We start from the raw sequence: 24,810 nt of genomic DNA, 5'->3' as shown, positions 1-24,810 counted from the left end.
TGCAGTCTCCTCAGGGCGACACCCGCGCGATCCATCGCTCGGGTGCGTCCAATTCGGCGTCAGTCGGTAAGTTCTCCGGATGATCCCACACTCGCGAAGCGGCCGCGACGCCGCGTTCGTCGGCGACGTGCTCGAAGAACCGAGCGCCGCGTTCGTACTGCCGCCGTTTGAGGCCGAGTCCGAGGAGCCGCCGCGCGAGCTTCGCGACGGGACCGCCACCCTGTCGTCGCTCGTCGAGCTTTCGGCGGAGGTCCTCGTAGTCGTCGTCGAACGCCCGGTCCATCAGCAGTTCCGCGTAGCCCTCGACGGCGGTCATCGCCGTGTCGAGTTCGCGGAACGCGTCGCGGTCGAGGTCGCCTTCGACGAGCGCGTCGACGCCGCGTTGCATCCGCGATTCGAGGTGCGTCGAGAGCCACGGGGCCGCGCCGAACTCCGCGGCGTGGGACACCTCGTGGAAGGCAATCCAGCGGCGGAACCGCGGGTAGTCCACGTCGAGGCTGTCGGCGACCCGGCGGATGTTCGGGTGGACGAAGTACAGGCCGTGGTCGTCGTCGCCCTCGGCGAGGAGCAGCGGGTCGTACTGCCCGAGGACGTTGTTCCCGAGGAACGAGAGGACGAAGGCGAACGAGCCGGTGTTGACGGCGCGGGTGAACCCGGGGAGGACCGCGGGTCCGTGTTCCTCGAACGGGACCATCACCCGGCGGAACGTCGCCACGTTCGCGTCTATCCAGTGGTGTCGGTTCTGGACTTCGACGACTTCGGGCACGTCGAACTCCACCTCGGCGACGGTCGAAAGGCGGTCGCGCGCGTCGCGAACGTCCGCGGCGTACCCCGCTCGCTCCGCCTCCGAGAGGTCGAGCGAACCGGGGTCGGTCGCGGCTTTTGCGGCCTCGGCGACGGCGTCCCAGTCGATGGTGCCGGAGCCGGTCGCCGAAGCGTCCGCGACCGCTTTGACGCTCCGAAAGAGGTTCATACGGTATCGTGGCGGGCCGGACGCAAAACGCTTCGGTCGGGGAAACGAACCCTCAGACTCCCAGACACGACGCCCCTAAACACTATACTGAGTCTGACGTGGGGGGCGTATGGACCGAACCATCGACCACGTCGCGTTCGGTGGTACCGAACTGTACGAACTCCGGGCGGCCGCGAACGAGGTCGGTCTCACGCCGACGTACGGCGGCGAACACGGGACTGGAACGACGCACATGGCCGTCGTCCCGTTCCCCGACGGGTCGTACCTCGAACTCATCGCGCCGACGCTCGGAACCGACGCGGCGGACGCCGGATTCTGGCCAGACCACCTCGCGGCCGACGCCGGCCCCGCATCGTGGTGTCTGGAGACCGACGACGCTGCCGCCACCGCCAAAAGCGCCATCGATGCCGGTCTCCCCGTCGACGGCCCCCACGAGGCCTCCCGCGCCCGGCCGGACGGTCGCCTCGTCGAGTGGGACATGTGCTTCGAGGGCGCGGACCAGCGACTTCCCTTCTTCATCCGCGACCGCACCCCGCGGAGCTACCGCGTCCCGAAAGCCGTGCGAAACGCCGCCATCCGCGGACTCCACACCGTCGTCGTCGCCACCCGGGACCGCGAGACGACCGCGGCGCTGTTCGCCCGGCGACATCGCTACCCCTCGCCGGTCGATATCAACGGGCCGTTCTCCGAGTTTGCCGTCCTTCCCGGCACACCACTCGCTCTATGTGAACCCGGCGACGGCGCGCTCGGGGAGCGCATCGACGAGGTTGGCGAGGGACCGTGCGCGTTCCTCGTCGGCGTCACCGACCTCGACCGGGCGCGCAACTCGCTGTCGCTCGGTCCCCGGATTCGCTACAGTGACCGCCACATGGCGTGGTTCGACCACGACCTGTTCGAAGGTCGGTTGGGCGTGGTGGAACTCCCCTGAATCATTCTCTATCGCTCTGACCCGCCCTCTATTGCCTGAAAATCACCGACCGAATCAGAGGAGTCGCTCAGGCGGCGCAGTTGTTCGGTCCGAGTTCGAGTTCGGTCGCCTCCTCCTCGTCGCCGACCGAGGCTCGCCCGGTGTTGATGGCGATGACGCGCTCGTAGTTCGCGGGCTTTTCGGGCGTGTCTCCGGCCACGCGGTCGACGAACGCCGACTCGTCCATCGACAGGAGGTCGAGGTCCGCGCGCAGGTCGCCGAGCGTCGCGCTCACGAGTTCGCCCGGTGCGGCGACGCCGTAGCGCCCGTCCGCCCCGACTGAGACGTGGCCGGGGAGGACGCGCGTCTCGTCGGGGAGCGACAACAGCGTGTCGTGGAGCGTCTCGTAGAGGAGTTCCGCGCCCGTCGCCGCGTCGGCGTCGCCGAACTGGAGTTCCGTCCGGCCGACCGACTCGACGAACAGCGTGTCGCCGGTGAGGAGGAACCGACCGTCGACGAGGTAGTTCGTCATGTCCGAGGTGTGGCCCGGCGCGTGAATCGCTTCGATATCGTAGTCACCGACGGCCAGCGTCTCGCCGTCGTCCAGCGCGGTGAACTCGTATTCGACGTCGCGGTCCGTCGCGTTCGACCCGAGGTAGTACGGCACGCCGAGTCGGTCGGCGAGGGCCCGGCCGCCCGAGACGTGGTCGGCGTGGACGTGCGTGTCGAGCACACCGGCGACCGTCATGCCGGCGTCGGCGGCGACGAGTTCGAACTCGTGGACCTGCCGGGTCGCGTCCACGACGACCGCCTCGCGGGCCGACCGCGAGCCGACGACGTAGCCCAGACAGCCCTTCGCGCGGCGCTGGACCTGCGCGACGAACAGGTCGTCGTCGCCGGTGTCGAGTTCGACCACCTCGTACAGTTTGCTCCAGTCCTCCATGCCGCCTTTGACGACCTCCACGTCGTCGTAGCCGCGCGCCGCGAGTTCGAAGCCGAACGACGTCGAAGACAGCCCTTTCCCGCAGATGGCGACGACCGGCCCCTCCGCGGCGAGGTCGTCGACGCGGTCCCAATCCCAGTCGCCGCCGAGTCCGTCGACGGGGTGGAAGGGGACGTTGACCGCGCCCTCGATGTGCCACGACTCGAAGCTCTCCGGTGGTCGCGTGTCGACCACGGTGAACGAATCGCCCGCGTCGAGTCGGTCCGCGAGTTCGGTCACGGTGAGTTGGTGGAGGAGTTTACTCATGTGTTTAGCTATGGGAACGACGCACAAAACCGTTTGTGGCGGACGCGGGTCTGTGGTCTCGCGTGGCGTCGACCCGACGCGCGGTCGGCGGCGTCGTGACTGTATCGAATGGAGCGACAGCGCCGCCGCTCACCAGGCGGGCCTCAGAAAAGTCGAATCGAAAGGTCGTCCCGGACTACAGTTCGGCCTCGAAGTCTTCGAGGGCGTAGACGGTGTCGGAGCCGCGGCGGTCGAGCGTCTCGTTGGCGAGGAGCCAGTAGACGACCGACAGCGCGCGTCGACCCTTGTTGTTCGTCGGGACGACGAGGTCGACGTTCGACGTCTGGTTGTTGGAGTCGCACATCGCGATGACCGGGATGCCGACCGTGATGGCCTCTTTGACGGCCTGCGCGTCACCAATCGGGTCGGTGACGACGACCACGTCGGGTTCGATGTAGCCGGCGTAGTCCGGGTTCGTCAGGGTTCCCGGGATGAAGCGGCCCGTGCGGGCGCGAGCGCCGACGGCGTCGGCGAACTTCTCGGCCGGGAAGCGACCGTACTGGCGCGAGGACGTGACCAGAATCTGCTCCGGACTGTAGTTCGCGAGGAAGTCCGCGGCGGTGCGGATTCGCGAGTCAGTCTGGCTGACGTCGAGCACGTAGAGCCCGTCGTCGCGGACACGGTGGATGAACCGGACCATGTCCTTGGTCTTCTGCTGGGTACCGATGTGGACACCGGCGGCCAGGTAGTCCTCGACCGGGATGAGCAGGTCGGCGTCTTCGTCGGGCATAACGTCCTCGTCGAAGGCCGGTTCCGGCTCTGCTTCTTCGGCTTCGGCGGCTTCGTCGGCCGCCTCAGCGGTCTCTACTGTCTCGTCTTCGGTGGCGGCCTCGGCGGGTTCCGTCTCGGCGACCGCTTCGGTCTCCGTCTCGGGTTCCTCGTCGGCGACCTCCACCGCGTCGTTTTCGTTGTCGCTCATACTGCGTCGTCCGCGATGCGGATGAGTTCGTTCAGTTTGGCGGTTCGCTCGCCCTGCACCGTGCCAGTCTTGATGAACGGCGCGTCGGTTGCGACGGCGAGGTGTGCGATGGTCGCGTCTTCCGTCTCACCGGAGCGGTGAGAGATGACGGCGTCCATCCCGTTTCGGGAGGCCAGTTCGACGGCGTCGAACGCGTCGGTCAGCGTCCCGATCTGGTTCGGCTTGATGAGGATGGAGTTCGCGGCGCCCACGTCGATGCCGTCCTGCAGACGGTCGACGTTGGTGACGAACAGGTCGTCACCGCAGATGAGCGTGCGGTCGCCCACGCGCTCTGTGAGTTCCGCGAAGCCCTCGTAGTCGTTCTCGTCGAGGGGGTCTTCGACGTAGACGAGGTCGTACTCGTCGACCATCTCGGCGACGTAGTCGATCTGCTCGTCGGTCGTCTTCGTCTCGTCACCGTAGTGGTAGACGCCGTCTTCGAACATCTCCGAGGCCGCGATGTCGAGGCCGAAGCGAATCTCGAAGCCGAGTTCGTCCTCGACGTCGGAGACCGCTTCGGACATGATCTCGAACGCGTCGGCGTCGGATACCGGCGGTGCCCACGCACCCTCGTCGCCCTTCGCGGCGGGCACGCCGCGCTCGTCGAGAATCTCGGACGCGCGGGCGTGGACCTTCGCGTTGGCGAAGACGGCTTCGGAGACGCTCGGCGCGCCGACGGGCGCGGCGAGGAACTCCTGGATGTTCGTCGCTTCCTTGGCGTGTTCACCGCCACCGATGACGTTCCCGAGCGGCGTCGGGAAGTTGTCGCCGCGGAACGCGCCACCGAGGTGCTGGTACAGGGGTGCACCGAGCACGTCGGCACCGGCCTTGGCGGCCGCCATCGAGATGGCGACCGCGCTGTTCGCGCCGATTTCCGAGAAGTTCTCGGAGCCGTCTGCGGCGCGGAGCGTCGCGTCGACCTCGCGCTGGTTGCCCGCGTGGACCTCGTCCACGAGTCGGGGGACAGCGTGTCGCCGCGCGGCGGCGATGGCTTCGGTCGGCGGCAGTTCGATTGCCTCGTACTCGCCGGTGGATGCCCCACTCGGGGCCGCAGCGCGACCGAACCCACCGGATTCGGTGAGCACGTCGGCTTCGACCGTCGGGTTTCCACGGGAGTCGAGTACGCGGCGCAGAGCTACGGATGTGATTCGAGTCATGTTGTCACTTACCCTCTCGTTTGACGGTGAACGGAAGTACACCTGCGTCGTACTCCTCAGCGGCGATTAATATCGGTTCGGTCTGTTCCGAATCGACGAGTACGGGCGCGCCGTAGGATACCTGCAGCGCTCGTGCGCCGAGGATGCGTGCCTTCTCGTACCGGTTGTACCGTTGAATCATTGGTAGGGAGATACGACGTCCACGAGGTCCTTGTGCGACACCATCATCCGCCGGCAGCAGGCACGCGTGACTCCGAGGTCGTCGAGGACGTCAGCGGGGTCCTCGTCTCCCTCGCGAGCACGGGCTTTGAACTCGTCCCAGTGTTCGCCTATCACTGTGCCGCAGGTGAAACACCGGACGGGAATCATCATGGTTAGATCACCTCAGCGGTAGGACTTCTGGTAACGAGCGCGTGCGCCCGGTCCGCCCCACTTCTTGGGTTCGGACTGGCGAACGTCGTTGACCAGAAGCGAGCGGTCGAACTCCATGTACGCGTCGCGAAGCTCCGCGTCGTTCAGGTACTGCACCAGGCCACGAGCGAGCGCGGTACGGACTGCGTCGGCCTGACCGGCCACGCCGCCGCCGTTGACGCGCACGTCGATGTCGACCTGCGAGCGGAGGTCCTCGCCTGCGATGCGGAACGGTTCCAGCATCTTGAGGCGGGCCATCTCCGGCTCGACCAGCTCGACCGGCTGGGAGTTGATTCGGACTCGACCTTCGCCCTCGCGCACGGTGGCGCGGGCGATTGCGGTCTTCTTCTTACCGGACGTGTTCGTTACCATGTGACGTTAGCACCCAGCTTCTCGGAGACCTCTCCGAGCGAGATGAACTTGATGTTCGAAAGGCGGTCCAGCGAGGTGTCTTCGAGCATCTCGCCGTCTTCGTCGTACGGATTGCCGACGTAGACGCGGACGTTCGAGAGCGCCTCGCGGCCGCGGGGCTTCTTGTACGGAAGCATGCCGCGGATGGCACGCTTGAAGATGCGGTCGGGACGCTTCGGGTAGTACGGACCCTGGTCCGAACCGACTTCGACGCGCTTTCTGTACTTGGCCATCACGTCCTCTTCCGAGCCCGTGATGACGGCGTCTTCCGCGTTGACGACGGCGACCGTCTCGCCTGCGAGGGCGCGCTGTGCGACCTCCGAGGCGACGCGGCCGACGATGCAGTTTCGAGCGTCGACGACGACGTCTGCGTCGAATTCTGCGAGGCTCATCGGATCACCCGTACGTTGGACCCGTCGGGGTTCTGTTCAGCGAGTTGTTCTAGCGTCACGGTGTCGCCGACCTGCTCGATCTTCTTTCGAGCGGTGGACGAGAAGTCCACGGCCGCGACTGTGACGTTCTTCTGCAGCACACCGCTACCCAGCACCTTGCCGGGCACGACGACGGTCTCGTCTTCCTGAGCGTATCGTTCGATACGACCAAGGTTGACTTCCGCGTGGGTGCGCCGTGGCTTTTCGAGACGGTCCGCGACATCCTGCCAGACGTTGGCACCGGACTCACGCGAGACCGCCTTCAGCTCGGCGATGAGACTGTTGAGTCTCGGGTTCGTCTTACTCATTGTCTACCTCCAGAGAGAAAGCGGAGTGCAGGGAGCAGGATTTGAACCTGCGGACTCCTATGAGACAGCGCCCTGAACGCTGCGCCGTTGGCCAGACTTGGCTATCCCTGCAAGCATTCCGCTGTACTTCATGCCCCGTAAAAACACCTTCGGTCCGACCCGCCGCCGTGAGGGTGTCACACGCCACGCTATCGGTGGCTGTGACCCCTCGCAGGGCGGGCGAACGTCGGTGTTGAGACGGGGCAGTGTTCATTCTTACAGTGCGACCTTCTCTTCGAGCTCGGCCGCGCGGTCACCCAAGGAGGCGACTGCGCGGGTCACGAGCTCGTCGACGTCGAACGAACCGTCCGTCTCCACACTGAAGACGAACGCTCCGGGCACGTCGTGTACTTCGACCTCTTTACCGGGGTACCGCTCCGTCAGGTCGTTGCCGAACGTTTCCGTCGCGACGAGGTCGCCGTCTTCGGCGTCCCCCTCGGCGTGCTCCGCCGCGGCCTCTTCGATGACGCCACGGAGGATGTTCGGCTCCTGTTCATCGAACTCGCCGGCGTCGCCGACGACCTCCACGCGCTGGACGTGTCGGTAGCCGACGGCGACCCCGCCTTGGTTCTTGGCGTGGTCCTTTCCGTAGCCGAGGACGGCGTCGGCCTCGAACTCGAGGCGCTGGCCCTCCTTCAGCTCGATGATGGGGATGTTCTCGTCCGCCGGGACGACCATGTCGTCCGCGGATTCGATGTCCCCGGAGTAGGCGGTTGCCGGCCCGTCGACTTCGAGCGCGACGGTGACGGTGTCACCGGGCTCGAAGTCGTCGAGAGGCGTGGTCAACGGAACCAGACCGAGACGAAGCCCGATCATCTCGTCGAACATGACCGAGGTGTTCTCCACGAACCGAACGGTTTCGATGGAGAACGTCGGCACGTCGGCGACCATCGCCCGGCGAATGCCGTTGGCTAGCGCCGGGGTCAGACCGCGCGCAACGAAACGGGCGCGTCGGTCTTCGCGTTCGATGAACTCGACCTGGAAGTCGTTTACCATGGTGTGTTAGAGTCGGCTGTTTTTCGGCGCGCGAGTTCCGTCGTGCGGAATCGGCGTCACGTCCTCGATGCGACCGATCTCGAGACCGGCGCGAGCGAGGGCGCGAATCGTTGCCTGTGCGCCGGGTCCGGGGCTCTTGTTACCGTTGCCACCGGGACCGCGAACGCGGACGTGCAGACCAGCGATACCGGCCGCCTTGATCTGGTCGGCGACGCTCTCTGCCATCTGCATGGCCGCGTACGGAGATGCCTCGTCACGGTTCTGCTTGACGACGGAACCACCGGACGACTTGACGATCGTCTCGGCGCCCGTGATGTCAGTCACCGTGATGAGCGTGTTGTTGAACGATGCGTGAACGTGGGCGATGCCCCACTTGTCACCGGTTTCGGATTCGCTCATTCTTGGGCCTCCGCGCGCTCAGGGTGCAGTTCATCCGCGAGCTTCGACGTCTCGTCGAACGCCACGGTGTCTTCTTCGTCGACCTCGACCTTGCGGGAGGGGACGGTCGTCCGAGCACCGCCGACGGTCACGTGACCGTGGACGATGAACTGACGGGCCTGCTGGGGCGTCTGTGCGAGCCCCTTGCGGTAGGCGACCGTCTGGAACCGACGTTCGAGGATGTCGGTCACGTCGAGACGCAGCGTCTGGGAGATGTCGTCCTCCGCAGAGAGGATGCCGTAGCGGCGCATGCGCGCCATGAACTCGGCACCGAGCGACTCGGCTTCTTCGACGTCACCCTGGGCCTCGCCGAGGAGGCGTCGCGCCTCGCGGCGGAGGTTGCGCAGTTCGGACTGCGCGCGCCAGAGTTCTTCCTTGTTCTTGAGACCGTACCGAGAGAGGAGGTCCGATTCCTGCGCGATGCGCTCGCCCTGGAACGGGTGGTTCGGGGTCTCGTAGAACTTGGTGTTGTTACCCGTCGTCATTCTTCAGCCTGCGCCTCCTTGATCTCCTCGACGTTGACACCGATGGTGCCTTCGGTACGTCCAGTGGACTTCGTCCGCTGGCCGCGAACCTTCTGGCCGCGCTGGTGTCGAACGCCCTTGTAGGAGCTGATCATCTTCATGCGGTTGATATCATGCCGCCGCTTTTCTTCGAGGTCCGAACCCGTGATGTGGTCGGTCTCACCGGAGAAGAAGTCCTTCCGTCGGTTTGCCATCCACTCGGGGGCGTGGTCCTCAAAGTTCTCGACGACATCGACAACGGCGTCGATCTCGTCTTCGGGGAGTTTACCGAACAGCGCCGTTCGGTCCACTTCCGCGGCGTCGGCGATGATGCGCGCTGTGCGCTTGCCGATACCCTTCATATCCGACAGACTGCGCTCTACCGTCTTCGTTCCGTCAAGGTCGGTCTGACCAATTCGGATGAAGTAACGGAGGTCCTCTTCCTCCTCCGGAGAGCCGTCCTGTGGTTCTTCTGCACTCATGACTTTGGAAGTCGTGTTGTGAGCGTTGCGGCGGGGATTCGAACCCCGGGGGCTTGACGCCACTGAGTTAGCAACCCAGCGCCTTGGGCCAGGCTTGGCTACCGCAACACTTCGGTCGTGTTAGTTTCGCCCTTCCGGACTCGGGGACGACATTCCCCTACATCGATTGCATCCGTTACGAGACGGGGGCATTACTTAAACATCACGAAAGCCCCCTCGCGTGACAGCCCGAGTCACCGCCGCTCGCTGCCGAATTGTGGTGTGATACACAATCCCACCAAAATCATAATAACTACGGTTACGTATTCCCGTCAATGAGTTCGACAGAGCCCGCTACCGAGGCGACGAAGCCGGTCCGAATCGAGACCGCCGAGGAGCTCGACGCCCTCGTTGACGAGCACGACCGCGTCCTCCTCGACATCTACACCAAGGGCTGCACGCTGTGCCAGAGCATCGAGCCGGTACTGGGCAACGTCGCGAAGGCGACCGACGTGGTCGTCGCGATGATAAATCCGCAGACGGACATGTCGGTCGCGGAGCGGTTCACGATTCGGAGCGTCCCGACGCTCCTCCTGTTCGAAGATGGCGAACTCGTCGACCGCCTCGCCGACGGATTTCAGGGCGCGCAGGCGGTCGTCGACTTCGTCGAGAACGAAGAGCGATAAGGAGTCCGTTCGGCGCGGCGGCGACGCGGGTTACGCGTCGTAGTCCGCGTCATCACCGTCGGCGTCTCGCGCGGCGGCCTCGCCCGGGTGGCTCCCTTTCGGCATCACGTTGTCGAGGAGGAAGTACACCGAGTCGCGCATCGCGTACGCCGATTCGAGCCGCGTCCCGGTGACGCGCACGTCCAGACTCCGAAAGAGGAAGGCCATCAGATTCTCGGCCATCATCTCGGCGTTCATCTCGCGGTAGTGGCCCGACTCCATCTCCCGAGCGATGAGCGTCGCGACTGTCTCGACCATGTGCGTCTCCATGCGCCGGAACTTCTTTCGGTACTGCTCGTCGTGGACGGTCTGCGTGCGGAGTTCGAAGATGGCCCGCTGGAACGGGTCAACGCTGCCATTGTCCGCGACTACCTCCGGAACGCCGGGGGGGATCGTCTCGCAGGTCGAAAGGTCACCCTCCTGCGGGAGGACGTACTCGACGAACTCCCGAAGCTCTGCATCGGGGTCGTCGGCCTCCGGGTCGATGGTCTCGACGAACAGGTCGATGATGTAGTCGAGGAACGCGAGCAGGAGTTCGTCTTTGTTCTCGTAGTGGTAGTACAGAAGCGACGTGCTCTTTTCGAACTCCGTGCCGATGTTCTTTATCGAGAGGTCGGCGTAGCCGTGTTTCGCGAGTGCCCGGAGCGTGGCGTCCATAATCGCCTGCTCGGTCTCGCTTCGTCCGGTGTCGATTCGGTCGTCGTCCATGATGTGTCTCGTTGGGATTCTCAGTCGTCAGTTGGTTCGTCGAGGCGGGTGGTACACCAGTGACAGAAGTCGAGGTCTGCGTCGACCTCGCGGCCGCATTCGGGGCACGTGACAGCGTCCGAATCGGAGTCGGAAACGGCCGCCACCGAGTCGTCGGCGGCGTCAGCGGCGGAGCGCGCTGCCCGCTCGGCGGCCTGCTGTAGGCCGAGGAAGAAGGCGTCGAGGACGCTCACGAGGCTCACCGCGAGGATGGGAAGCAGTTCCGTGAGAATCGATACGAACTCCGACGGCGGCATCGTCCCGGCGTTGGACAGCGATTCGAGCGCCTCCGGGGGGACGAACAGCGCGGACACCGCGAGGGTGAGAAGCACCCACATCGCGGCCCGCCGCCAGCGTCGCAGGTACAGGTGGCCGAGCCCGGTGATCGCCAGCCCGAGTATCGCGGCGAGCCAGGGGCGGACCTTCGTGAGTGCGGACATACGTGGACTCGATTGATTCTCGCTCATGAGGGTTCCGTTCGTGGTGTGTCGTGGAAGTGGTTGCCGGGTCGTGTGCGATTCGTCGTGGGCTGTTTGGCGTGCGGTTCCTCGCGGGCTGTTTGGCGTGCGGTTCGTCCGTGTGGGCTGTTTGGCGTGCGGTTCGTCCGTGTGGGCTGGTTTGCGAGCGATGCGGGCGTGGGGGCCGGGGCAGGGGCAAACTGAATTTGGGAAGGCGATGCGTCAGGGGGACGTTGGTACCGCGGTGGCGGTGTCCTGCTGGGTCAACCGCTCCCAGAGGACGATGGCCGAGGGCGTGACGAGGAGCGCGGTGAGATACGAGTAGAAGATACTCAGCGCGGTCACGACCCCGAACTGTCCGAGGACGGGGGTGATGGCGATGGCGAGGACGCCGAGGCCCGTGGTCGTGGTGAGCATACTCCCGGTGAGTGCGCCCCCGGTCCCGCCGACGGTCAGCCGAAGCGCCTCGTCGAGGTCGTGACCTTCGGTGTTGTACTCGTCGGCGAACCGGTGGACCACGTGGGCGGAGTAGTCGATACCCAGCCCGATGGCGATAGAGAGAATCGTCGCCGTCAACGCGTTCAGCGGGATGCCGAGATAGCGCATCGTCCCGGCGAGGAGCGCGATGGAGACGACGATGGGCACGAGGTTCACCACGCCGAGCGTCCACTGCCCTTCGAGCAGTTGGTAGATGAACACCAGGAACAGCGCAGTCGCGGCGAGCGCGACGGTGAGGCTCTCGATGGCCGACAGTAGAATCGTGTCGGAGACACCCTTGAAGACGACGGTGCTCCCCGTCGCTGTGGCGTCCATACGGAGGCGCTCGGCGACGGCGTTCCCGTCGGCGACGATTTCGTCCTGCGTGGCGTCGCCCTCGACGGTGTAGACGATGCGCGTCTGCCGGTAGTCTTCCGTGATGTACGACGACGCCTGGTCCGATACCGGCGAACTGAGGAGTTCGTCGTATATCGTCTCGAGATTGTCGTCGGGGATGCCGTTACCATCGGCGTCGTTCCGGGCGACGAGCGCGGCGAACTCGGGGTTCTGTTCCGCGTAGCTCTGGATGACCGTGACGATGCTCGTCGCCTCCGCGCGGCGGTCGTCCGTCACGAACGACTCTGGCGGGTCCTCGCCGTTGCGGTGAATCATCTCGAGGGACGAGTCCTGTCGTAACTGTCCCTCGATGTATATTGTCACGCTGTCACCCTGCGTGCTCTCGAAGTTGTCTTCGAGGTAGTTCAGGTCTTTCGTGACGGTGTAGACGCCGGGTTTGAACGGCTCGGGAAGCTGTTGGAGGTAGGCGGGTTGGTCCTCCGGCGGGAGGAAGTCCTCCTGGGAGAACGTCGTGTCGACGCCAGTTCCGTACGCGCCTACGACGACCGTCGTGAGCAGGATGACCACGAGGAACGCGCGGGGGGCTTTCCGGCCGATGATGACGCCGCCGGACAGGACTCGCGCGAGCGTGCCGCCCTCGCCTCCGAGGGGGGCGGAGGCGAACTCGGGCACGTTGTACTGCTCGCGGAGTTCGTCGGCGTAGAGCTTCGCCGCGGGGAGGAACACCCCGAAGACGAGGAACGTGAAGATGATACCGACCGCCGCGACGACACCGAAGTCGCGGATGGGCGCGAGGTCGCTTGTGGCGTTCGCGAGGAACCCGAGGACGGTCGTGCCGGTGACGATGAAGAACGCGACCGAGAGCTGTTTGATGGTGGTCCGCATCGAGGGGACCGGCGCGAAGTCTTTGACGCGCTCCTCGCGGTAGCGGTTCACCGCGTGGAGCCCGAAGTCGATACCGACCGCGAGCAACAGCGGCGGCACCGCGATGAGCATCTGGCTGAACGCGATGCCCGCGAGGCCCATGAACCCGAACGTCCAGATGACGGCGATGACGAGCGAGATGACGCCGAGTAGCAGGTCGATGGGGTCGCGGTAGGCGACGACGAGGAATCCGAAGATGAGGAGCACCGCCGCCGGAACCACGAGCAGGAGCGAGTCGGCGATGACGTTGCCTAACTCGCCGGAGATGATGCCGCTCCCGAACACACGAATGTCGCTGTCCGAGACGGAGGTCATCGTCTGTATCTCCTCTTGGATGCCCGTCATCGGGCTGGTTCCGGAGGTGCCGGCGCTCGACGAGAGGCCGGGTACCACGTGACTCACGACGCCGATGGTCGAGGAGGCCTCGACGGACTGGCGGTTGAAGTCGTCGCTCAGGAGCGACGAGACCTGCGGGTTCGCGGTCGCCTGCTTGGCCGCCGCGCGGACCTCACTCGGCGAGGCCGATTCGAGCGCGTCTATCTGTTCGTCAAGGGTCGTCGCCGACGGGTCCAGCGTCTGGGCGACCGTGGACGCGACGCTCGACGCGGATGTCGCCCGGAGGTCGGGCCGGCTCAAGATGCGCTCTTGGAGCCGCAACATGTCGAGCATCGCCGGTTTCGAGAGGACGTTATCGTCCCGTTGGATGAGTTGGGTGCTCCCCGAACTCGTCTCGAACGCGGGTGAGAACTCCCGGTTGACGTCGTCGAGGGCTTCCTGTGCGGGCGAGTCTTCGGTGAACTGCGAGGTGCCGGAGTCGGTCGAGATGTTGCCGAGTCCGGCCCCGAAGACGAGCGTCAGCACGAAGAACAGCGCCACGACTCTCCCGGGGTTCTCGACGATGAACCCGCCGAGGCGGTCGACGTACACTTCGTAGTCTATCATTGTGGGGGGAAAGTGGGGCGGTTAGCGGCGGTACCAGAGGAAGCCGACGACGCCGAGTCCGACGACGACGAGACCGCCGACGAGGGGCATCGAGAGGCCGCCGCCGCCACTCGCTTCGGTGACGTCGATAGCGACCGGATACTGGTCGGAGAGTTTGCGCTCGCCGTCCTCGTTTTCGTACTGGAAGTCGATGTCGAAGGAGTAGGCCTTCGGGTTGGCCGAGGAACCGACGCTCAGTTCGAGGGGAATCTCGGTCGACTCGCCGGGGCCGAGCTCTTGGATGAACGCGGTGTCGTCGTTAAGCGTCAGCGGGCTGTCGGCGAAGGCCTTGGCGTCGATGTTGCGGTAGGTCTCATCGCCGTTGTTGGTCACGACGAGCGTGACGGTCTGCGAGTCGCCCGCCTCGATGCTCCCGTTCTTTACGGTCACGCCGAAGAGGTTCTGCTTGGGTTTCACCTCGGCGTTCATCAGGAGTTCCTTCGACTGCTGGGTGTCGCCCTCGGAGTTGCGGTACTCGACCGTGTAGCTCAGTTGCCGCTGGCCGGCGTCCGCGGAGTCGGTCACTTCGACCGAGAACGAGAAGTCCGAAGACTCGCCGACTCCGAGGGTGCCGAGCGCGTACTCGGTCTCCTTGATGTTCGTGTTCGGCGACTTCGAGGAGATAGTGAGCACGGCGTCGCGAGCCGTCTGCGGGCCGTCGTTCGTGAGCGTCCCGCTGACGGTGGTCTCGCGGCCGACGCGGAGCGTCGACTGCTCGGCGTCGATGGAGAACTCCTGTTCGGCCACCGGCCTCACGCCGGTGGCGATATTCTTCGACTGCTTGGCGACGCCGTCTTCGTCCTCGTAGCTCACGCCGAGCGAGAGGGCGTACTGCTGGACGGCGGCGGAGGACGCGACGCTCGTCTCGTATTCGAGTTGGCGCGTCTCGTTGACGCCCCACGAGCCGGCGTACCGGGTCGCGGAGGCGGACTGACCGAACGTTATCGAGGGGTTCTGCGAGGTCGCGGTGACGGACGAGTCGAACGCGGGGAGCGACCCGACGTTGCGCATCGTGACGGTGGTCGTCCCGCTGCCGCCGACCTGGGCGGTCGTGTTCACGGAGACGACCTCGAAGCGCGGGGCCTGCTCGACGACGACAGTGACGGGAATCTCTTCGGTCTTCTCCTCTTCGTTCTGCACGTCACCGTCGTCGCGGACGGACGAGTCGTGTTCGTACTTCGCGACGAGCGTCATCTCGTAGGTCCCCGGCGTGGCGTTCTCCTTGACTGAGACGGAGAACGAGGCGTCCCGCTGGGTCGCGTGCGGGATGTCGCCGACCGGGAGTGTCGCGGTGTTCACCTCGACCGGCGCGTCACCGGATTCGAGTGTGAGCCTGACGTTCCGCGTCGATTTGACCTGGGCTTCGAGCGCCGAGCGCTGCTGGTCGCTCAGCGTTCCCGAACTCTCCGACGAGGAGAACTTCCGGTATTCGCTGTCACCGCCGTAGTTAGTCACGACGACGTTCAGGGAGGTCTCCTGCCCGGGAACGAGTTTGTTGCTCGGCGCGTACGCCTGAAGGTTCGGTTCACCGACGATGCCGGCCATCGCTGGGCTCGGTACGGCGACCAAGACGACCAGCAAGACCACGAGTGCACGTGAGAGTTTCATGGAGTGTAGAGGGGTGGTGGGGTTCGGATGTTGAATCGCGTCCGCCGGTGGGGATGGGGGAGAGACGAACGCAGTCGTACGTCCACGCCGAACGCCGGCTGACTGAACGTACAATCAACACGCTACCCTGAGTAGTGGGGACGTATAAATTGAATGGAACTTCTAAAAACTAGTTCAGCGTTTTACACTGTCACTCACGCTCGGGACGACGAGGACCGGAACTCCCGCGTGGCGGACGACTCGACTGGCGACGACCCCACCGGCGCGGTGTTCCGTGCGCCGGGGTCGCCGGCTCTCGCCGCCGGGCCTCCCACCGCCGACGACGACCACGTCGGCCCCCACCCGTTCGACGTGCGCCAGCAGTTCGGCCGCGTACTCGCCGGTTCGGACGGTTCCGCCGGACTCGACAGCGTCTCTCGCGGCCGCGGCGACGACGCCGTTCAGTCGGTCTCGGGCCTCAGCTTCGAGCGCTCGGAGGCGCTCCGTCGACGCGATTGCGGCATCGCGGCCGTCTACGATGGCGAGCGGTTGGAGCGTCGCGCGGGTCGCCGCGGCGATGCGGCGGGCGAGCGGCGCAGCCGACCCCGACGACGACTCACCGTCCGCGAGAAGCGCAACCGTCCGGTAGTCTGGGTCGGTCGCCGCCGCCGGAACCGCGAGCGTCGGGACCGGCGGCGCGCCGAGAAGCCGCTCTGCGACCGCCCCGACGAGGAACCGACCGGAACCGGTCTGTCCGCGCCGCCCGATGACGAGCAGATCCCCCTCGCCGACGGCGCGCTCCACGACGACCGCGGCCGGACCCTCGGCGACTTCCGAGGTCGCGCGGACGTCCGCGAGGAGCGCACGACGGACGACCGCGCCGACGGCCTCCTCCGCTTCGAAGGCGGCGCTTGCGGACGGTGCGGCGGTCTCGGCGGCCGCCGGCGACGTGCCGGTCGCGGAGACGACGTGAAGCGGCGCGTCGAGGACGCGAGCGAGAAACAGCGCGTGGGTCGCGGCAGTTCCCGCGGGTTCGCTTCCGTCCGTCGCGAGGACCACTCGCTCGACGGTGACAGTCATGCGCCCCGAGAGGTTCCCGGAGGACAAAAGCTCGTGCGTCGGGACGGCCGCCGTTCAGGCCCCGATGTACTCTTCGTTGATGGTCCAGCCGTCGTCGTCGCGGACGAGGTACTCGCCGTAGTACGGCACGCGGTTGGCGACGACAGCCTCGAACGTCTCGCGGATTTCTTCTCGCGTCATCTCACCCATCGGACGGAGGTCGTCGTTGCGGTTGAGACAGCCCTTGAGGTAACCTTGGTGTGTTACGCGCACGCGATGGCAGTTGGCGCAGAACTCGGGGTTCTCCACGGGGTCGACGATTTCGACCATCCCCTCGCCGACGTAGTAGCGGCGGCGGTGGTGCATGTCGCGAACTTCCACCTCGTCGGCGAGGTCGGCCAGCCACCGGTGGACCCGTTCGATGTCGATGTTCCACTCCGGGCGGCCCGTCAGTTCGGGCATGTACTGGATGAGTTGGAGCTGTAGCCCCTCGTTTTCGGCGACGTACTCGACCATCTCCTCGACGTGGCCCGCGGTCTTCGTGAACACGACCATGTTGAGCTTCACGGGCGTGAGGCCGGCGTCGACCGCGGCCTTGACGCCTTCCATCACCTTGTCGTACGCGCCGGACTTGGTGATTTGAGCGAACGCCTCGGGGTCGAGGGCGTCCTGCGAGACGTTCACGCGGTCGAGTCCGGCCGCGACGAGGTCCTCGGCGCGGTCGCCGAGGAACGTCCCGTTCGTGGTGAGCGAGGTCTCCATCGAGTCGGGCGTCCGGCGGATAATCTCTTCGAGGTCCGAGCGAAGCATCGGTTCGCCGCCGGTGAACTTCACCTTCTCGACGCCGTACTCCTCGACGACTTCGAGAAACCGGACCACGTCATCGGTACTCATCTCCTCGTCGGCAGGGTCCATCGGCCCGCGCGTGTCGCCTAGCCCCTCGTTGTGGCAGTAGACGCAGTCGAAGTTACACCGGTCGGTCAGAGAGATTCGAACGCCGGTTACCTCGCGGCCAAAGTCGTCCACCAGCACCATATACCGAATTCTGGGAGCGTACGTTGATAAATTCGCTGTCGATGACCGGGACAGGGTAACTAATATTAGTTACAACTCACCAAAACTCGAAGACGTTCGTGTCGACGGCGTGGAGGAAGTGCGGTGTCGTGTAGAACGCGACACCGTCTGCGACTGCAGGCGAACCTTCTGTGCCGCTCGCTCCCCATCGTCGTTTCGGTGCGGCATCGAGGAGTTCACCTGTCTCACTGTCGAGTGCGACGAGCGTTCCGTATTCACCGTCGCCCGCGTAGACCACATCATCGATAACGACGGGGACGCCCCAGCCGGAAATCGGTGCGTGGTCGTCGTCGAACCATCCAATCTCGGACCAGTCGCTCGCATCGCCGAAGGCACGCCACCGCACCTCACCGGTCTCGGCATCGAGCGACAGCAGGTAGCGGTCACTCGAGAGATAGAGCGCAGACCCGTCGTGTGAGATTCCCCGTGACGACCACGCACCACCGACGGGTCGGTCCCATACTGTCTCGCCGGTTTCGGCGTCTAACGCGTACAGTCTGTACTCATACGTGTCGTCACGCTCGTGGAAGACTTGCGTTGCGACGTACGCCGTTCCGTTTCGCACGGTTGCGGGCGTGTCCGCAGGAACCGCTCTCGTCCACTGCACCTCGCCGTCGGCGGTGTCGAGTGCGACGATAGCGCGTCCGAGAAAGCAGAGATAGACCGTTCCACCGGCGACAGTCGGACTGAACGTCAGGTCGGTCGCGTACTCGTCCGGTCTGTACTCCCACAGGAGACTCCCGTCTGAGGCGTCGAGAGCGAACAGACCTTCTGAGCCGCTGTACTCGTCGTCTTCATCCCGAACTCGTGTCGACCCGTAGGTTCCGGTGTAAACGACGCCGTCGGTGATGGCCGGGTGGCAGGTATCTGCGAGAAATCGAGGACCGGTATTCTCGAATTTCCATCGTTCGGTGCCGTCGAAGTCAAGGGCACGTAAGCCCCGGAACGTCTGGATGAAGAGGCCGTCGTCACTCGCGGTGAGGGAGTCGGCGTACGAACTGTTGTATTTCGGGGTGTGTTGCTCTATGGACCGCGTCCACCGACCCTCGCCAGTACTGGCGTCGAAGGCGTTGAGGTAGGTTTCGGTCTCCCTTCCAGACATTCCTCCGGTCATCGACCCGAGGTAGACGGTGTCACCGGCGACGACCGGTGAAGATTGATTCCAGTCACCGACGAAGTCGGCCTTCCATCGCCGCTTAAGTGGGGGTTCCGGTCCAGATACGTCTTCAGGCGCGCCGGTACGAGCGGGGTCGTACCCGCGCGTCTGCCACGACCCGGAGACAGTCGTGCGACGATTCGTCGCCGAACACCCCGCGAGTGAAACCGTCGCGCCGGTTCCGAGCGCTGCGAGGAGTCGGCGTCTAGAGAAGGCTCGTCTGTCAGAACAAGGACCGTGAGGAGAGGGCACTAATGTTTGTTCCCAAACAGAATTTAAACGTCTTCGGGTGCGGTCGTCGCCACCGTCTCGGTAGCCATCCCCGACCGGTCCTTACAAAACTCTTATCGGCCGCACCGCCGGAGTGACGGACATGGACGAAGCCGACGTACGCGACCGCTTGCGTGCGGTCGAGGACCCCGAACTCGGAGACGACATCGTCTCGCTCGGACTGGTGAACGCCGTCGAGGTCGACGGCGACACCGCCCGCATCTCGCTCGCGCTCGGTGCCCCGTACTCCCCGGCGGAGACGGACATCGGCCGTCGAATCCGCGAGGTCCTCGCCGAGGACGGACTGGAGGCCGACCTCACCGCCAAGATTCCGAACGACCGCGACCCCGACGAGGAAGTCCTCCCCGGCGTGAAGAACATCATCGCCGTCGCCTCCGGGAAGGGCGGGGTCGGGAAGTCGACGGTCGCCGTGAACCTCGCGGCGGGCCTCTCGAAACTCGGCGCGCGCGTCGGCCTGTTCGACGCCGACATCTACGGGCCGAACGTCCCGCGGATGGTCGCCGCCGAGGAAGCGCCGCAGGCGACCCAAGACCAGACCATCGTCCCGCCGGAGAAGTACGGGATGAAGCTCATGTCGATGGCCTTCCTCGTCGGCGACGACGACCCAGTCATCTGGCGCGGTCCGATGGTCCACCAGCTTCTCACCCAACTGGTCGAGGACGTGGAGTGGGGCAGTCTCGACTACCTCGTCCTTGACCTGCCGCCGGGCACGGGCGACACCCAACTGTCCATCCTCCAGACGCTCCCCCTCACGGGCGCGGTCATCGTCACGACGCCGCAGAACGTCGCCCTCGACGACGCAAACAAGGGACTTCGGATGTTCGGCAAGCACGACACGAACGTCCTCGGAATCGTCGAGAACATGAGCACGTTCCGGTGTCCCGACTGCGGGAACCGCCACGACATCTTCGGTGCGGGCGGCGGCCGCGAGTTCGCCGCGTCGAACGACCTGCCGTTCCTCGGGGCGCTCCCGCTCGACCCGGCCGTCCGCGAGGGCGGCGACGGCGGCAAGCCCATCGTCCTCGAAGACGACGACGAGACGGCCGACGCGTTCCGCGTGATGACCGAGAACATCGCCGACATGGTCGGCGTCGTCCAGCGGCGGACCGTCAGCGAGCGATGAGCGACGACGGACGACTCGACGGGGACGCCAATGCGGATGCGAACCCGAACCCAGACGCCGACGCGGACTCCGACGAGGTCGACTGGGAGATGGCCCCGGACTCGGACGCCGACTTCCCCGCGGACCCCGAGCGCGTCGCGTTTCTCCGCGACATCGCCGACGACATCTACGGCGAGTCCTCCGAGAGCCGGCAGGTGTCGGCCATCCTCTACCGCGTCAGCGACCTCTACGACCCCGACGGCGACACCTCGCCCGAGGAGATTTACCTGAACGTCCGCCACATCATGGATATCAAGGCGCAGGGCGGCATCGACCGCTGACCTGACTTCCCGGCCGCCGAATCACCGCCGACCGTCCGACTCGCGTTCGCCACCGCTCAGTTCACTTCCGCTTTTCACGATTCCGCGATTCGCACGACTGCGCCGTCTTCACCTGCGTCTCCTCCGATTCGCCCTGTGTTCACTTTCACCACGCACTCGCCGGCTCGGATGACCCCGTCAGCGAGGGTGCGACTCGATTATCTGCGCGGACCGGGCGGGTTTTGGTCCCGGAGCCGAATTCGAGGGTGTGGACGCACACCAACGCCAGTTCCGGAACCCCTTCTCGATGGACACCGACTGCACGAACTGCTCGGCGCTCTGCGAGACGCGCGAGCAGGTCGTCCACGGCTACGGCGACGTGGGCGCGGAGTTCCTGTTCGTCGGCGAGGCTCCGACCGCGGCCGCGGAGCGGACGGGCGTCCCCTTCACCGGCGACGAGGCCGGCCGGCGCGTCCAGCGCATCCTCGGCGATCTCGGGTTTGCTCGGTCCGACCCGGACGCCGACGAACCGGACGTGCAGAACGTCTTTTTCACGTACCTCACGCGCTGTCGCCACCCCGAACGCGGGCCGACCGATAACGAGGTTGCGACCTGCGAGCCCTACCTGAACGCGGAGATTCGGATGATAAACCCGCACATCATCGTCCCCGTCGGACAGGCCGCACTGGAGGCGCTCGCGTTCGACTACACCACGCGCGCGGCCGACAGCTTCGACGTCGACGCGGAGCACGCGACGACCATCCGCGGCCGCGGCTTCGAACTCGTCCCGATAAAGGAGCCGGAGCGCCTGACCGACGCAGACGCCGAAGCGTTTGTCGAACACGTCCGCGAGTCGGTGTTCGGCCGGGACTACCGGCAGACGAAGGGTCGGCAGAGTCGCTGAGACGGGACGACACGCGGAGCGTCCCGTCTCCGCCGGCCCTCGATTCGACGGGCCACAAGCGGCGGGTTCAAGGGTTCCCCGGCGCGAGGGGAGGGTATGACGGTCATCGCCGTACTCGCCGAACCGCCGCGGCCGGGACTGGTGCTTTCGGAACTCGCGGAGACGAGTCCACTCACCGAAGCCGAAGCCGCGGAGCTCTACGCCGCGATGCTCAAAGACGTCTGTATCGCCGTCGAGCGGTCGGGCGGCGACCTCCTCGTCAACTACCGAACCGAGGACGACATCCCCGACGAGTTCGCCGGGGACCACGACTCGGAGGCCGAGATTCGGAGCGTCGTTGCCGACGCCCTCGGCGGCACCGACGACGCGCGGTTCGAACCGCAGGTCGGGTCGTCGTTCTCCGCCCGCGCGGGCAACACCGTCTCGCACCTCCTCAACGAGGAGGAGGTCCACTCGGTCGCCGTCGTCCGCCCGGTCGCGCCGCTTCTCGGGCGTACCCACATCGACAGCGCGGCGATGAAACTACGGAGCACGCCGGTCGTTCTCGGCCCCTCGACGGAAGGGCGCGTCTACTTCTCGGGCTTCCTCGACCCCATCGACTTCACCGACGCCTACGCGGAGCCGGAAGTCGAGACGCTCGCCGAGCGCGCCGACGACGCGGGCCACGGCCTCGACTACGTCCCGATGCTCCCTGTCCTCGAAACCGGCGCGGACCTCGCCACGGTCGTGCCGATGCTCCGCTCGCGGGTCGAATCCGAGCGCCTCGTCCCCGAGCACACGACGACGTTCGTCTTCGAGAAGGGGCTTCGAGTCGAATCGACCGACGGCGTGTTGGAACTCGTCCGCGACTGAGCGAAGCGACAACACTTAGGTATCCGACTCGAAACTGTCGTGCGAAGGTGGGATGGCGGAGTGGCCTAACGCGCCTGCCTTGAAAGCAGGTTTCCTCACGGAATCCTGGGTTCAAATCCCAGTCCCACCGCATTCTCAGAGAACCGAGACGCGCAGGTTTAGCTGCGCGTCTCCGGTGAACGTGTGACGCTGAGACGGGCTGGGATTTGAAGCAGGGAGCGGAGCGAACGACGTGAGCGGAGCGAGTGGGGTTCAAATCCCAGTCCCACCGCATTCTGACGCGAACAACTCGGCGAGCACCGCGCAGCGTGTGCTCGCCGGCGTGAGCGTCGATTCCCAGTCCCATCGCATCCGCTCCAAGCGACACCAACGACCCAGCAAAAAGCGACCGACAGCCCGCGTCCCGGTCAGAACCGGTACGCCATCATCACTTCGTCGACGTGCTCGTCGCCGATGGTGTAGTGGTCCCTGCGGATGGCTTCGGTCTCCCAGTCGTGGTCGCCGAGGAACTCCAGCGCGCGGTCGTTCGTCATCGGAACGCTGTTGTACACTTTCCGGAAGCCGTTGGCTTCGGCCCAGTCGAGGCCGCGTTGCAGGAGGAGACTGCCGATGCCCGACCCGCGGTAGTCCTCCTTGACACCGACGGTCTGTTGGGCCGTCTCGCGGATGCGCGACATCTGCGGGAGGTCGAGGTGCGTCCAGCCGACGACCTCCTCACCGATGGTGGCGACGAAGAACACGCGGGACTGCACCTGATTGTGGCGGGTAATCGTCTCCTCGTAGAGCAGTTGCTCGGCGATGGTCTCGGCGACGACGTACGTCTCTTCGGCCGTCACGTCTCGAATCGCGTCGAGGAGGCCCTCGAAGTCGCGCGGGCGAGCGGGCCGGATGGTGATGATGCCGGCGTCGGTCTCGTGTTCCTCGATAGTGCCCACGTCGAGCGCCAACTGGAGCGTGCCGCCGTCTTCCTCCAGATAGCCGCGGGACTTCAGACGGTCGAGTTCGATTCGGAACTCGTCGGACGACACCGGCGCGACGTCGAGAAGGACGTTTCGCTTGGCGGTGCCGTGCCGCTCGACGTACTCGTAGATGACCTTGCTCGCCTCGGATTCGAACGTCGGGCGCTCGGTCGCTTGCATGACTCCCAGTATGATGGCGTGCCACGCGTATATTTCTTGTTCATCGGTAGCATGCGACACAAAACTCGCAGCCGACCCGACAGCGACGGACCGCGTGACAAATCCCCACAGATGCGTAACGGCTTTGAATCGGCCTGCCAACACTCGGGTATGGATTGGCCACACGACCCGGACGGCGAAGAGGGGAGCGAAGGCGGACGCAAGTACGGCCAGGCAGTCATCGCGAAGAAGGTCGACGAAGACGAGGACTTCCCGCTGAACAAAGCGGAGTTCGTCGAAGAGTTCGGCGACCACCCCATCCGACTCGACTACGAACGCGTCGTCTCGCTCGCGGACATCTTCGAGCACGTCGAAGGCGAGGAGTTCGGCGACTTCATCGAACTGCACAAGGCAGTCGGCAAGGCGATGCGCGAAAACGACTTCTGGTTCTACGAGGGCGCAGCGCAGTTCGTCACCGGCAAGAAGGCGTAAGCTTCGAGGCCCCGATTTTCGACCCGCGACGCCGCGTTAGTTGTCGGGCCCGCGGGACGAGGTCCGCTCTTGGACTTTCCGTTCGATAGCGTCGCGCTCCCAGGTGCGCGTTTCGTCGCCTTCGACTTCCGCTTGGACTTTCTCTTCGAGCAGCGTGACGGCGACGCTGTTGGCCCCCTCGGGAATGATGAGGTCCGCGTGCTTCTTCGTCGGCTCGATGAACTGCTCGTGCATCGGCTTGACCGTCGAGAGGTACTGGTCGATGACGCCCTGAAGGTCGCGTCCGCGGTCGATGGCGTCGCGCTGGATGCGCCGGAGGATGCGAACGTCGGCGTCGGTCTCCACGTAGAGCCGGAGGTCGAGCATCTCGTTTACGTCCTCGTCGTAGAGCGCGAGAATTCCTTCGAGGATGATGACGTCGGTCGGTTCGACGGTGTTCCGCTCGGGCTTCCGGTTGTGTATCTCGAAGTCGTACTGCGGCATCTCGACGGCTCTCCCCTCCAATAGCTCCGAGAGCTGTTCGTACAGGAGGTCCCACTCGAACGCCGAGGGGTGGTCGTAGTTCACCTGCTCGCGTTCGTCCATCTCCAAGTGACTCTGGTCTTTGTAGTAGTTGTCAATCGGAATCCGCGTCACGGACTCGCCGACGTTCTCCGTGATGAGTCGGGCCACGGTGGTTTTCCCGGCACCGCTCCCCCCCGCGATACCGATAACGAACGACGGGATAGTCATTGTCCCAAAGACGCCCGCGAACGGGTTTGAACGCAGCGATTCACCGGCTCCGACGCGAGTGTATATAAAGAACGTTGTCTGACGTTCCCACACAGCCGATTCTCGCACCGCCGTCGGTCGCAATTATCATGGCTTTTCAAACTCAGGGAGTAAATTTTATAAGCGGGAGTTGC

The 24,810-nt window shown here is 65.2% G+C and carries 29 protein-coding genes, 3 tRNA genes and 1 pseudogene; 8 read left to right on the top strand and 25 right to left on the bottom strand.

The features are described from left to right. Positions 1-10: 10 nt before the first annotated feature. Positions 11-973, bottom strand: coding sequence for a zinc-dependent metalloprotease (locus C5B90_RS08970; protein ID WP_115880866.1), 963 nt, complete (start codon positions 971-973; stop codon positions 11-13). Between the two features lie 109 nt (positions 974-1,082). On the opposite strand from C5B90_RS08970, the gene C5B90_RS08965 reads away from it, so the two are divergent. Next, positions 1,083-1,901, top strand: a complete 819-nt coding sequence (locus tag C5B90_RS08965) for a VOC family protein (RefSeq protein WP_115880864.1) — start codon at positions 1,083-1,085, stop codon at positions 1,899-1,901. A gap of 67 nt (positions 1,902-1,968) precedes the next feature. On the opposite strand, the gene C5B90_RS08960 is transcribed toward C5B90_RS08965, so the two are convergent. The 14 genes from C5B90_RS08960 to C5B90_RS08895 form a co-directional block, all read right to left on the bottom strand. Beyond that, complete coding sequence (locus C5B90_RS08960; RefSeq protein ID WP_115880862.1) at positions 1,969-3,129, bottom strand: rhodanese-like domain-containing protein; 1,161 nt, start codon at positions 3,127-3,129, stop codon at positions 1,969-1,971. 175 nt (positions 3,130-3,304) lie between these two features. Next, the gene (gene rpsB, locus C5B90_RS08955; protein ID WP_115880860.1) at positions 3,305-4,087 is read right to left on the bottom strand and encodes a 30S ribosomal protein S2; all 783 of its coding nucleotides are present in this window, start codon (positions 4,085-4,087) and stop codon (positions 3,305-3,307) included. Then, on the bottom strand, positions 4,084-5,283 hold the full coding sequence (gene eno / locus C5B90_RS08950; RefSeq protein ID WP_004974537.1) for a phosphopyruvate hydratase: 1,200 nt from the start codon (positions 5,281-5,283) through the stop codon (positions 4,084-4,086). The genes rpsB and eno overlap by 4 nt, the downstream gene beginning before the upstream one ends. 4 nt (positions 5,284-5,287) lie before the next feature. Then, a complete protein-coding gene (locus C5B90_RS08945; RefSeq protein ID WP_008094957.1) occupies positions 5,288-5,464 on the bottom strand; it encodes a DNA-directed RNA polymerase subunit K in 177 nt (58 codons plus the stop codon). Next, positions 5,461-5,655, bottom strand: a complete 195-nt coding sequence (locus tag C5B90_RS08940) for a DNA-directed RNA polymerase subunit N (protein ID WP_004061330.1) — start codon at positions 5,653-5,655, stop codon at positions 5,461-5,463. The genes C5B90_RS08945 and C5B90_RS08940 overlap by 4 nt, the downstream gene beginning before the upstream one ends. A gap of 12 nt (positions 5,656-5,667) precedes the next feature. Beyond that, positions 5,668-6,066 carry a 30S ribosomal protein S9 gene (locus C5B90_RS08935; RefSeq protein WP_004043023.1) on the bottom strand — a complete coding sequence of 133 codons (399 nt, stop codon included), beginning with the start codon at positions 6,064-6,066 and terminating at the stop codon, positions 5,668-5,670. Next, the gene (locus tag C5B90_RS08930; protein WP_004061328.1) at positions 6,060-6,497 is read right to left on the bottom strand and encodes a 50S ribosomal protein L13; all 438 of its coding nucleotides are present in this window, start codon (positions 6,495-6,497) and stop codon (positions 6,060-6,062) included. Before C5B90_RS08930 ends, C5B90_RS08935 begins: the two co-directional genes overlap by 7 nt. After that, positions 6,494-6,844: a 50S ribosomal protein L18e gene (locus C5B90_RS08925; protein ID WP_004043025.1), complete on the bottom strand. Its 351-nt coding sequence runs from the start codon at positions 6,842-6,844 to the stop codon at positions 6,494-6,496. Before C5B90_RS08925 ends, C5B90_RS08930 begins: the two co-directional genes overlap by 4 nt. A gap of 26 nt (positions 6,845-6,870) precedes the next feature. Further along, a tRNA-Leu gene (locus tag C5B90_RS08920) sits at positions 6,871-6,955 on the bottom strand. A 144-nt stretch (positions 6,956-7,099) separates the two neighbouring features. Next, complete coding sequence (locus C5B90_RS08915) at positions 7,100-7,879, bottom strand: DNA-directed RNA polymerase subunit D (RefSeq protein ID WP_115880858.1); 780 nt, start codon at positions 7,877-7,879, stop codon at positions 7,100-7,102. Positions 7,880-7,885: 6 nt separating this feature from the next. Then, positions 7,886-8,278, bottom strand: coding sequence for a 30S ribosomal protein S11 (locus tag C5B90_RS08910; RefSeq protein ID WP_004043027.1), 393 nt, complete (start codon positions 8,276-8,278; stop codon positions 7,886-7,888). Further along, the gene (locus tag C5B90_RS08905; protein ID WP_008094949.1) at positions 8,275-8,802 is read right to left on the bottom strand and encodes a 30S ribosomal protein S4; all 528 of its coding nucleotides are present in this window, start codon (positions 8,800-8,802) and stop codon (positions 8,275-8,277) included. The genes C5B90_RS08910 and C5B90_RS08905 overlap by 4 nt, the downstream gene beginning before the upstream one ends. Next, entirely contained in the window at positions 8,799-9,302 is a 504-nt protein-coding gene (locus tag C5B90_RS08900; protein WP_008094948.1) for a 30S ribosomal protein S13, read from the bottom strand. Before C5B90_RS08900 ends, C5B90_RS08905 begins: the two co-directional genes overlap by 4 nt. Before the next feature lie 23 nt (positions 9,303-9,325). Further along, a tRNA-Ser gene (locus C5B90_RS08895) sits at positions 9,326-9,410 on the bottom strand. A gap of 206 nt (positions 9,411-9,616) precedes the next feature. On the opposite strand from C5B90_RS08895, the gene C5B90_RS08890 reads away from it, so the two are divergent. Continuing rightward, a complete protein-coding gene (locus tag C5B90_RS08890) occupies positions 9,617-9,967 on the top strand; it encodes a co-chaperone YbbN (RefSeq protein ID WP_115880856.1) in 351 nt (116 codons plus the stop codon). Positions 9,968-9,997: 30 nt separating this feature from the next. Here C5B90_RS08890 and C5B90_RS08885 read toward each other — a convergent pair whose 3' ends face one another. From C5B90_RS08885 to C5B90_RS21030, 8 genes and pseudogenes are all read right to left on the bottom strand, one after another. Then, the gene (locus C5B90_RS08885) at positions 9,998-10,714 is read right to left on the bottom strand and encodes a TetR/AcrR family transcriptional regulator (protein ID WP_115880854.1); all 717 of its coding nucleotides are present in this window, start codon (positions 10,712-10,714) and stop codon (positions 9,998-10,000) included. 20 nt (positions 10,715-10,734) lie between these two features. Beyond that, the gene (locus tag C5B90_RS08880; protein ID WP_115880852.1) at positions 10,735-11,193 is read right to left on the bottom strand and encodes a zinc ribbon domain-containing protein; all 459 of its coding nucleotides are present in this window, start codon (positions 11,191-11,193) and stop codon (positions 10,735-10,737) included. Between the two features lie 240 nt (positions 11,194-11,433). Next, positions 11,434-13,911, bottom strand: coding sequence for an RND family transporter (locus C5B90_RS08875; protein ID WP_115880850.1), 2,478 nt, complete (start codon positions 13,909-13,911; stop codon positions 11,434-11,436). Between the two features lie 21 nt (positions 13,912-13,932). Then, on the bottom strand, positions 13,933-15,558 hold the full coding sequence (locus tag C5B90_RS08870; protein ID WP_115880848.1) for a COG1361 S-layer family protein: 1,626 nt from the start codon (positions 15,556-15,558) through the stop codon (positions 13,933-13,935). A gap of 174 nt (positions 15,559-15,732) precedes the next feature. Next, positions 15,733-16,617 (bottom strand): universal stress protein, encoded by an 885-nt coding sequence (locus tag C5B90_RS08865; protein ID WP_115880846.1) that lies wholly within the window; start codon positions 16,615-16,617, stop codon positions 15,733-15,735. Between the two features lie 54 nt (positions 16,618-16,671). Further along, positions 16,672-17,631 (bottom strand): GTP 3',8-cyclase MoaA, encoded by a 960-nt coding sequence (gene moaA / locus C5B90_RS08860; RefSeq protein ID WP_115880844.1) that lies wholly within the window; start codon positions 17,629-17,631, stop codon positions 16,672-16,674. A 76-nt stretch (positions 17,632-17,707) separates the two neighbouring features. Then, a complete protein-coding gene (locus C5B90_RS08855; protein WP_233512021.1) occupies positions 17,708-18,772 on the bottom strand; it encodes a PQQ-binding-like beta-propeller repeat protein in 1,065 nt (354 codons plus the stop codon). A gap of 9 nt (positions 18,773-18,781) precedes the next feature. Beyond that, positions 18,782-19,078 (bottom strand): annotated as a pseudogene (locus tag C5B90_RS21030) (hypothetical protein); the annotation flags it as partial. 121 nt (positions 19,079-19,199) lie between these two features. Here C5B90_RS21030 and C5B90_RS08850 point away from each other — a divergent pair. From C5B90_RS08850 to C5B90_RS08830, 5 genes are all read left to right on the top strand, one after another. Beyond that, complete coding sequence (locus C5B90_RS08850; RefSeq protein WP_115880841.1) at positions 19,200-20,240, top strand: Mrp/NBP35 family ATP-binding protein; 1,041 nt, start codon at positions 19,200-19,202, stop codon at positions 20,238-20,240. Continuing rightward, a complete protein-coding gene (locus C5B90_RS08845; protein WP_115880840.1) occupies positions 20,237-20,560 on the top strand; it encodes a hypothetical protein in 324 nt (107 codons plus the stop codon). Before C5B90_RS08850 ends, C5B90_RS08845 begins: the two co-directional genes overlap by 4 nt. A gap of 247 nt (positions 20,561-20,807) precedes the next feature. Beyond that, positions 20,808-21,443: a uracil-DNA glycosylase family protein gene (locus C5B90_RS08840; protein ID WP_115880838.1), complete on the top strand. Its 636-nt coding sequence runs from the start codon at positions 20,808-20,810 to the stop codon at positions 21,441-21,443. Positions 21,444-21,539: 96 nt separating this feature from the next. Next, positions 21,540-22,295: a hypothetical protein gene (locus C5B90_RS08835; RefSeq protein WP_042661764.1), complete on the top strand. Its 756-nt coding sequence runs from the start codon at positions 21,540-21,542 to the stop codon at positions 22,293-22,295. Between the two features lie 46 nt (positions 22,296-22,341). After that, positions 22,342-22,425, top strand: a tRNA-Ser gene (locus tag C5B90_RS08830). A 277-nt stretch (positions 22,426-22,702) separates the two neighbouring features. Here the strand turns inward: C5B90_RS08830 and C5B90_RS08825 are convergent. Then, complete coding sequence (locus C5B90_RS08825; RefSeq protein ID WP_115880836.1) at positions 22,703-23,434, bottom strand: GNAT family N-acetyltransferase; 732 nt, start codon at positions 23,432-23,434, stop codon at positions 22,703-22,705. Positions 23,435-23,584: 150 nt separating this feature from the next. Between C5B90_RS08825 and C5B90_RS08820 the strand changes: the two genes are divergently transcribed. Then, positions 23,585-23,905 carry a DUF5785 family protein gene (locus C5B90_RS08820; RefSeq protein WP_115880834.1) on the top strand — a complete coding sequence of 107 codons (321 nt, stop codon included), beginning with the start codon at positions 23,585-23,587 and terminating at the stop codon, positions 23,903-23,905. Positions 23,906-23,941: 36 nt separating this feature from the next. Here the strand turns inward: C5B90_RS08820 and udk are convergent, their stop codons facing one another. After that, positions 23,942-24,637, bottom strand: coding sequence for a uridine kinase (gene udk / locus C5B90_RS08815; RefSeq protein ID WP_115880832.1), 696 nt, complete (start codon positions 24,635-24,637; stop codon positions 23,942-23,944). Positions 24,638-24,810 lie beyond the last annotated feature (173 nt).

Source organism: Haloferax sp. Atlit-12N, from assembly GCF_003383095.1.
Lineage (GTDB): Archaea > Halobacteriota > Halobacteria > Halobacteriales > Haloferacaceae > Haloferax.
Note: the sequence above shows the minus strand (reverse complement) of the source record. Positions and strands in the feature narration are given on the sequence as shown.

Bases quoted from the DNA above. Each gene is read 5' to 3' on its own strand.
- eno (WP_004974537.1), bottom strand. From the start codon at position 5,283: ATGACTCGAATCACATCCGTAGCTCTGCGCCGCGTACTCGACTCCCGT.
- C5B90_RS08855 (WP_233512021.1), bottom strand. From the start codon at position 18,772: ATGTCTGGAAGGGAGACCGAAACCTACCTCAACGCCTTCGACGCCAGT.
- C5B90_RS08890 (WP_115880856.1), top strand. From the start codon at position 9,617: ATGAGTTCGACAGAGCCCGCTACCGAGGCGACGAAGCCGGTCCGAATC.
- C5B90_RS08845 (WP_115880840.1), top strand. From the start codon at position 20,237: ATGAGCGACGACGGACGACTCGACGGGGACGCCAATGCGGATGCGAAC.
- C5B90_RS08915 (WP_115880858.1), bottom strand. From the start codon at position 7,879: ATGGTAAACGACTTCCAGGTCGAGTTCATCGAACGCGAAGACCGACGC.
- C5B90_RS08880 (WP_115880852.1), bottom strand. From the start codon at position 11,193: ATGTCCGCACTCACGAAGGTCCGCCCCTGGCTCGCCGCGATACTCGGG.
- C5B90_RS08875 (WP_115880850.1), bottom strand. From the start codon at position 13,911: ATGATAGACTACGAAGTGTACGTCGACCGCCTCGGCGGGTTCATCGTC.
- C5B90_RS08970 (WP_115880866.1), bottom strand. From the start codon at position 973: ATGAACCTCTTTCGGAGCGTCAAAGCGGTCGCGGACGCTTCGGCGACC.
- C5B90_RS08910 (WP_004043027.1), bottom strand. From the start codon at position 8,278: ATGAGCGAATCCGAAACCGGTGACAAGTGGGGCATCGCCCACGTTCAC.
- C5B90_RS08965 (WP_115880864.1), top strand. From the start codon at position 1,083: ATGGACCGAACCATCGACCACGTCGCGTTCGGTGGTACCGAACTGTAC.
- C5B90_RS08865 (WP_115880846.1), bottom strand. From the start codon at position 16,617: ATGACTGTCACCGTCGAGCGAGTGGTCCTCGCGACGGACGGAAGCGAA.
- C5B90_RS08940 (WP_004061330.1), bottom strand. From the start codon at position 5,655: ATGATGATTCCCGTCCGGTGTTTCACCTGCGGCACAGTGATAGGCGAA.
- C5B90_RS08945 (WP_008094957.1), bottom strand. From the start codon at position 5,464: ATGATTCAACGGTACAACCGGTACGAGAAGGCACGCATCCTCGGCGCA.
- C5B90_RS08960 (WP_115880862.1), bottom strand. From the start codon at position 3,129: ATGAGTAAACTCCTCCACCAACTCACCGTGACCGAACTCGCGGACCGA.
- C5B90_RS08850 (WP_115880841.1), top strand. From the start codon at position 19,200: ATGGACGAAGCCGACGTACGCGACCGCTTGCGTGCGGTCGAGGACCCC.
- C5B90_RS08870 (WP_115880848.1), bottom strand. From the start codon at position 15,558: ATGAAACTCTCACGTGCACTCGTGGTCTTGCTGGTCGTCTTGGTCGCC.
- C5B90_RS08925 (WP_004043025.1), bottom strand. From the start codon at position 6,844: ATGAGTAAGACGAACCCGAGACTCAACAGTCTCATCGCCGAGCTGAAG.
- C5B90_RS08935 (WP_004043023.1), bottom strand. From the start codon at position 6,066: ATGGTAACGAACACGTCCGGTAAGAAGAAGACCGCAATCGCCCGCGCC.
- C5B90_RS08900 (WP_008094948.1), bottom strand. From the start codon at position 9,302: ATGAGTGCAGAAGAACCACAGGACGGCTCTCCGGAGGAGGAAGAGGAC.
- C5B90_RS08825 (WP_115880836.1), bottom strand. From the start codon at position 23,434: ATGCAAGCGACCGAGCGCCCGACGTTCGAATCCGAGGCGAGCAAGGTC.
- C5B90_RS08930 (WP_004061328.1), bottom strand. From the start codon at position 6,497: ATGAGCCTCGCAGAATTCGACGCAGACGTCGTCGTCGACGCTCGAAAC.
- rpsB (WP_115880860.1), bottom strand. From the start codon at position 4,087: ATGAGCGACAACGAAAACGACGCGGTGGAGGTCGCCGACGAGGAACCC.
- udk (WP_115880832.1), bottom strand. From the start codon at position 24,637: ATGACTATCCCGTCGTTCGTTATCGGTATCGCGGGGGGGAGCGGTGCC.
- C5B90_RS08885 (WP_115880854.1), bottom strand. From the start codon at position 10,714: ATGGACGACGACCGAATCGACACCGGACGAAGCGAGACCGAGCAGGCG.
- C5B90_RS08905 (WP_008094949.1), bottom strand. From the start codon at position 8,802: ATGACGACGGGTAACAACACCAAGTTCTACGAGACCCCGAACCACCCG.
- C5B90_RS08835 (WP_042661764.1), top strand. From the start codon at position 21,540: ATGACGGTCATCGCCGTACTCGCCGAACCGCCGCGGCCGGGACTGGTG.
- moaA (WP_115880844.1), bottom strand. From the start codon at position 17,631: ATGGTGCTGGTGGACGACTTTGGCCGCGAGGTAACCGGCGTTCGAATC.
- C5B90_RS08820 (WP_115880834.1), top strand. From the start codon at position 23,585: ATGGATTGGCCACACGACCCGGACGGCGAAGAGGGGAGCGAAGGCGGA.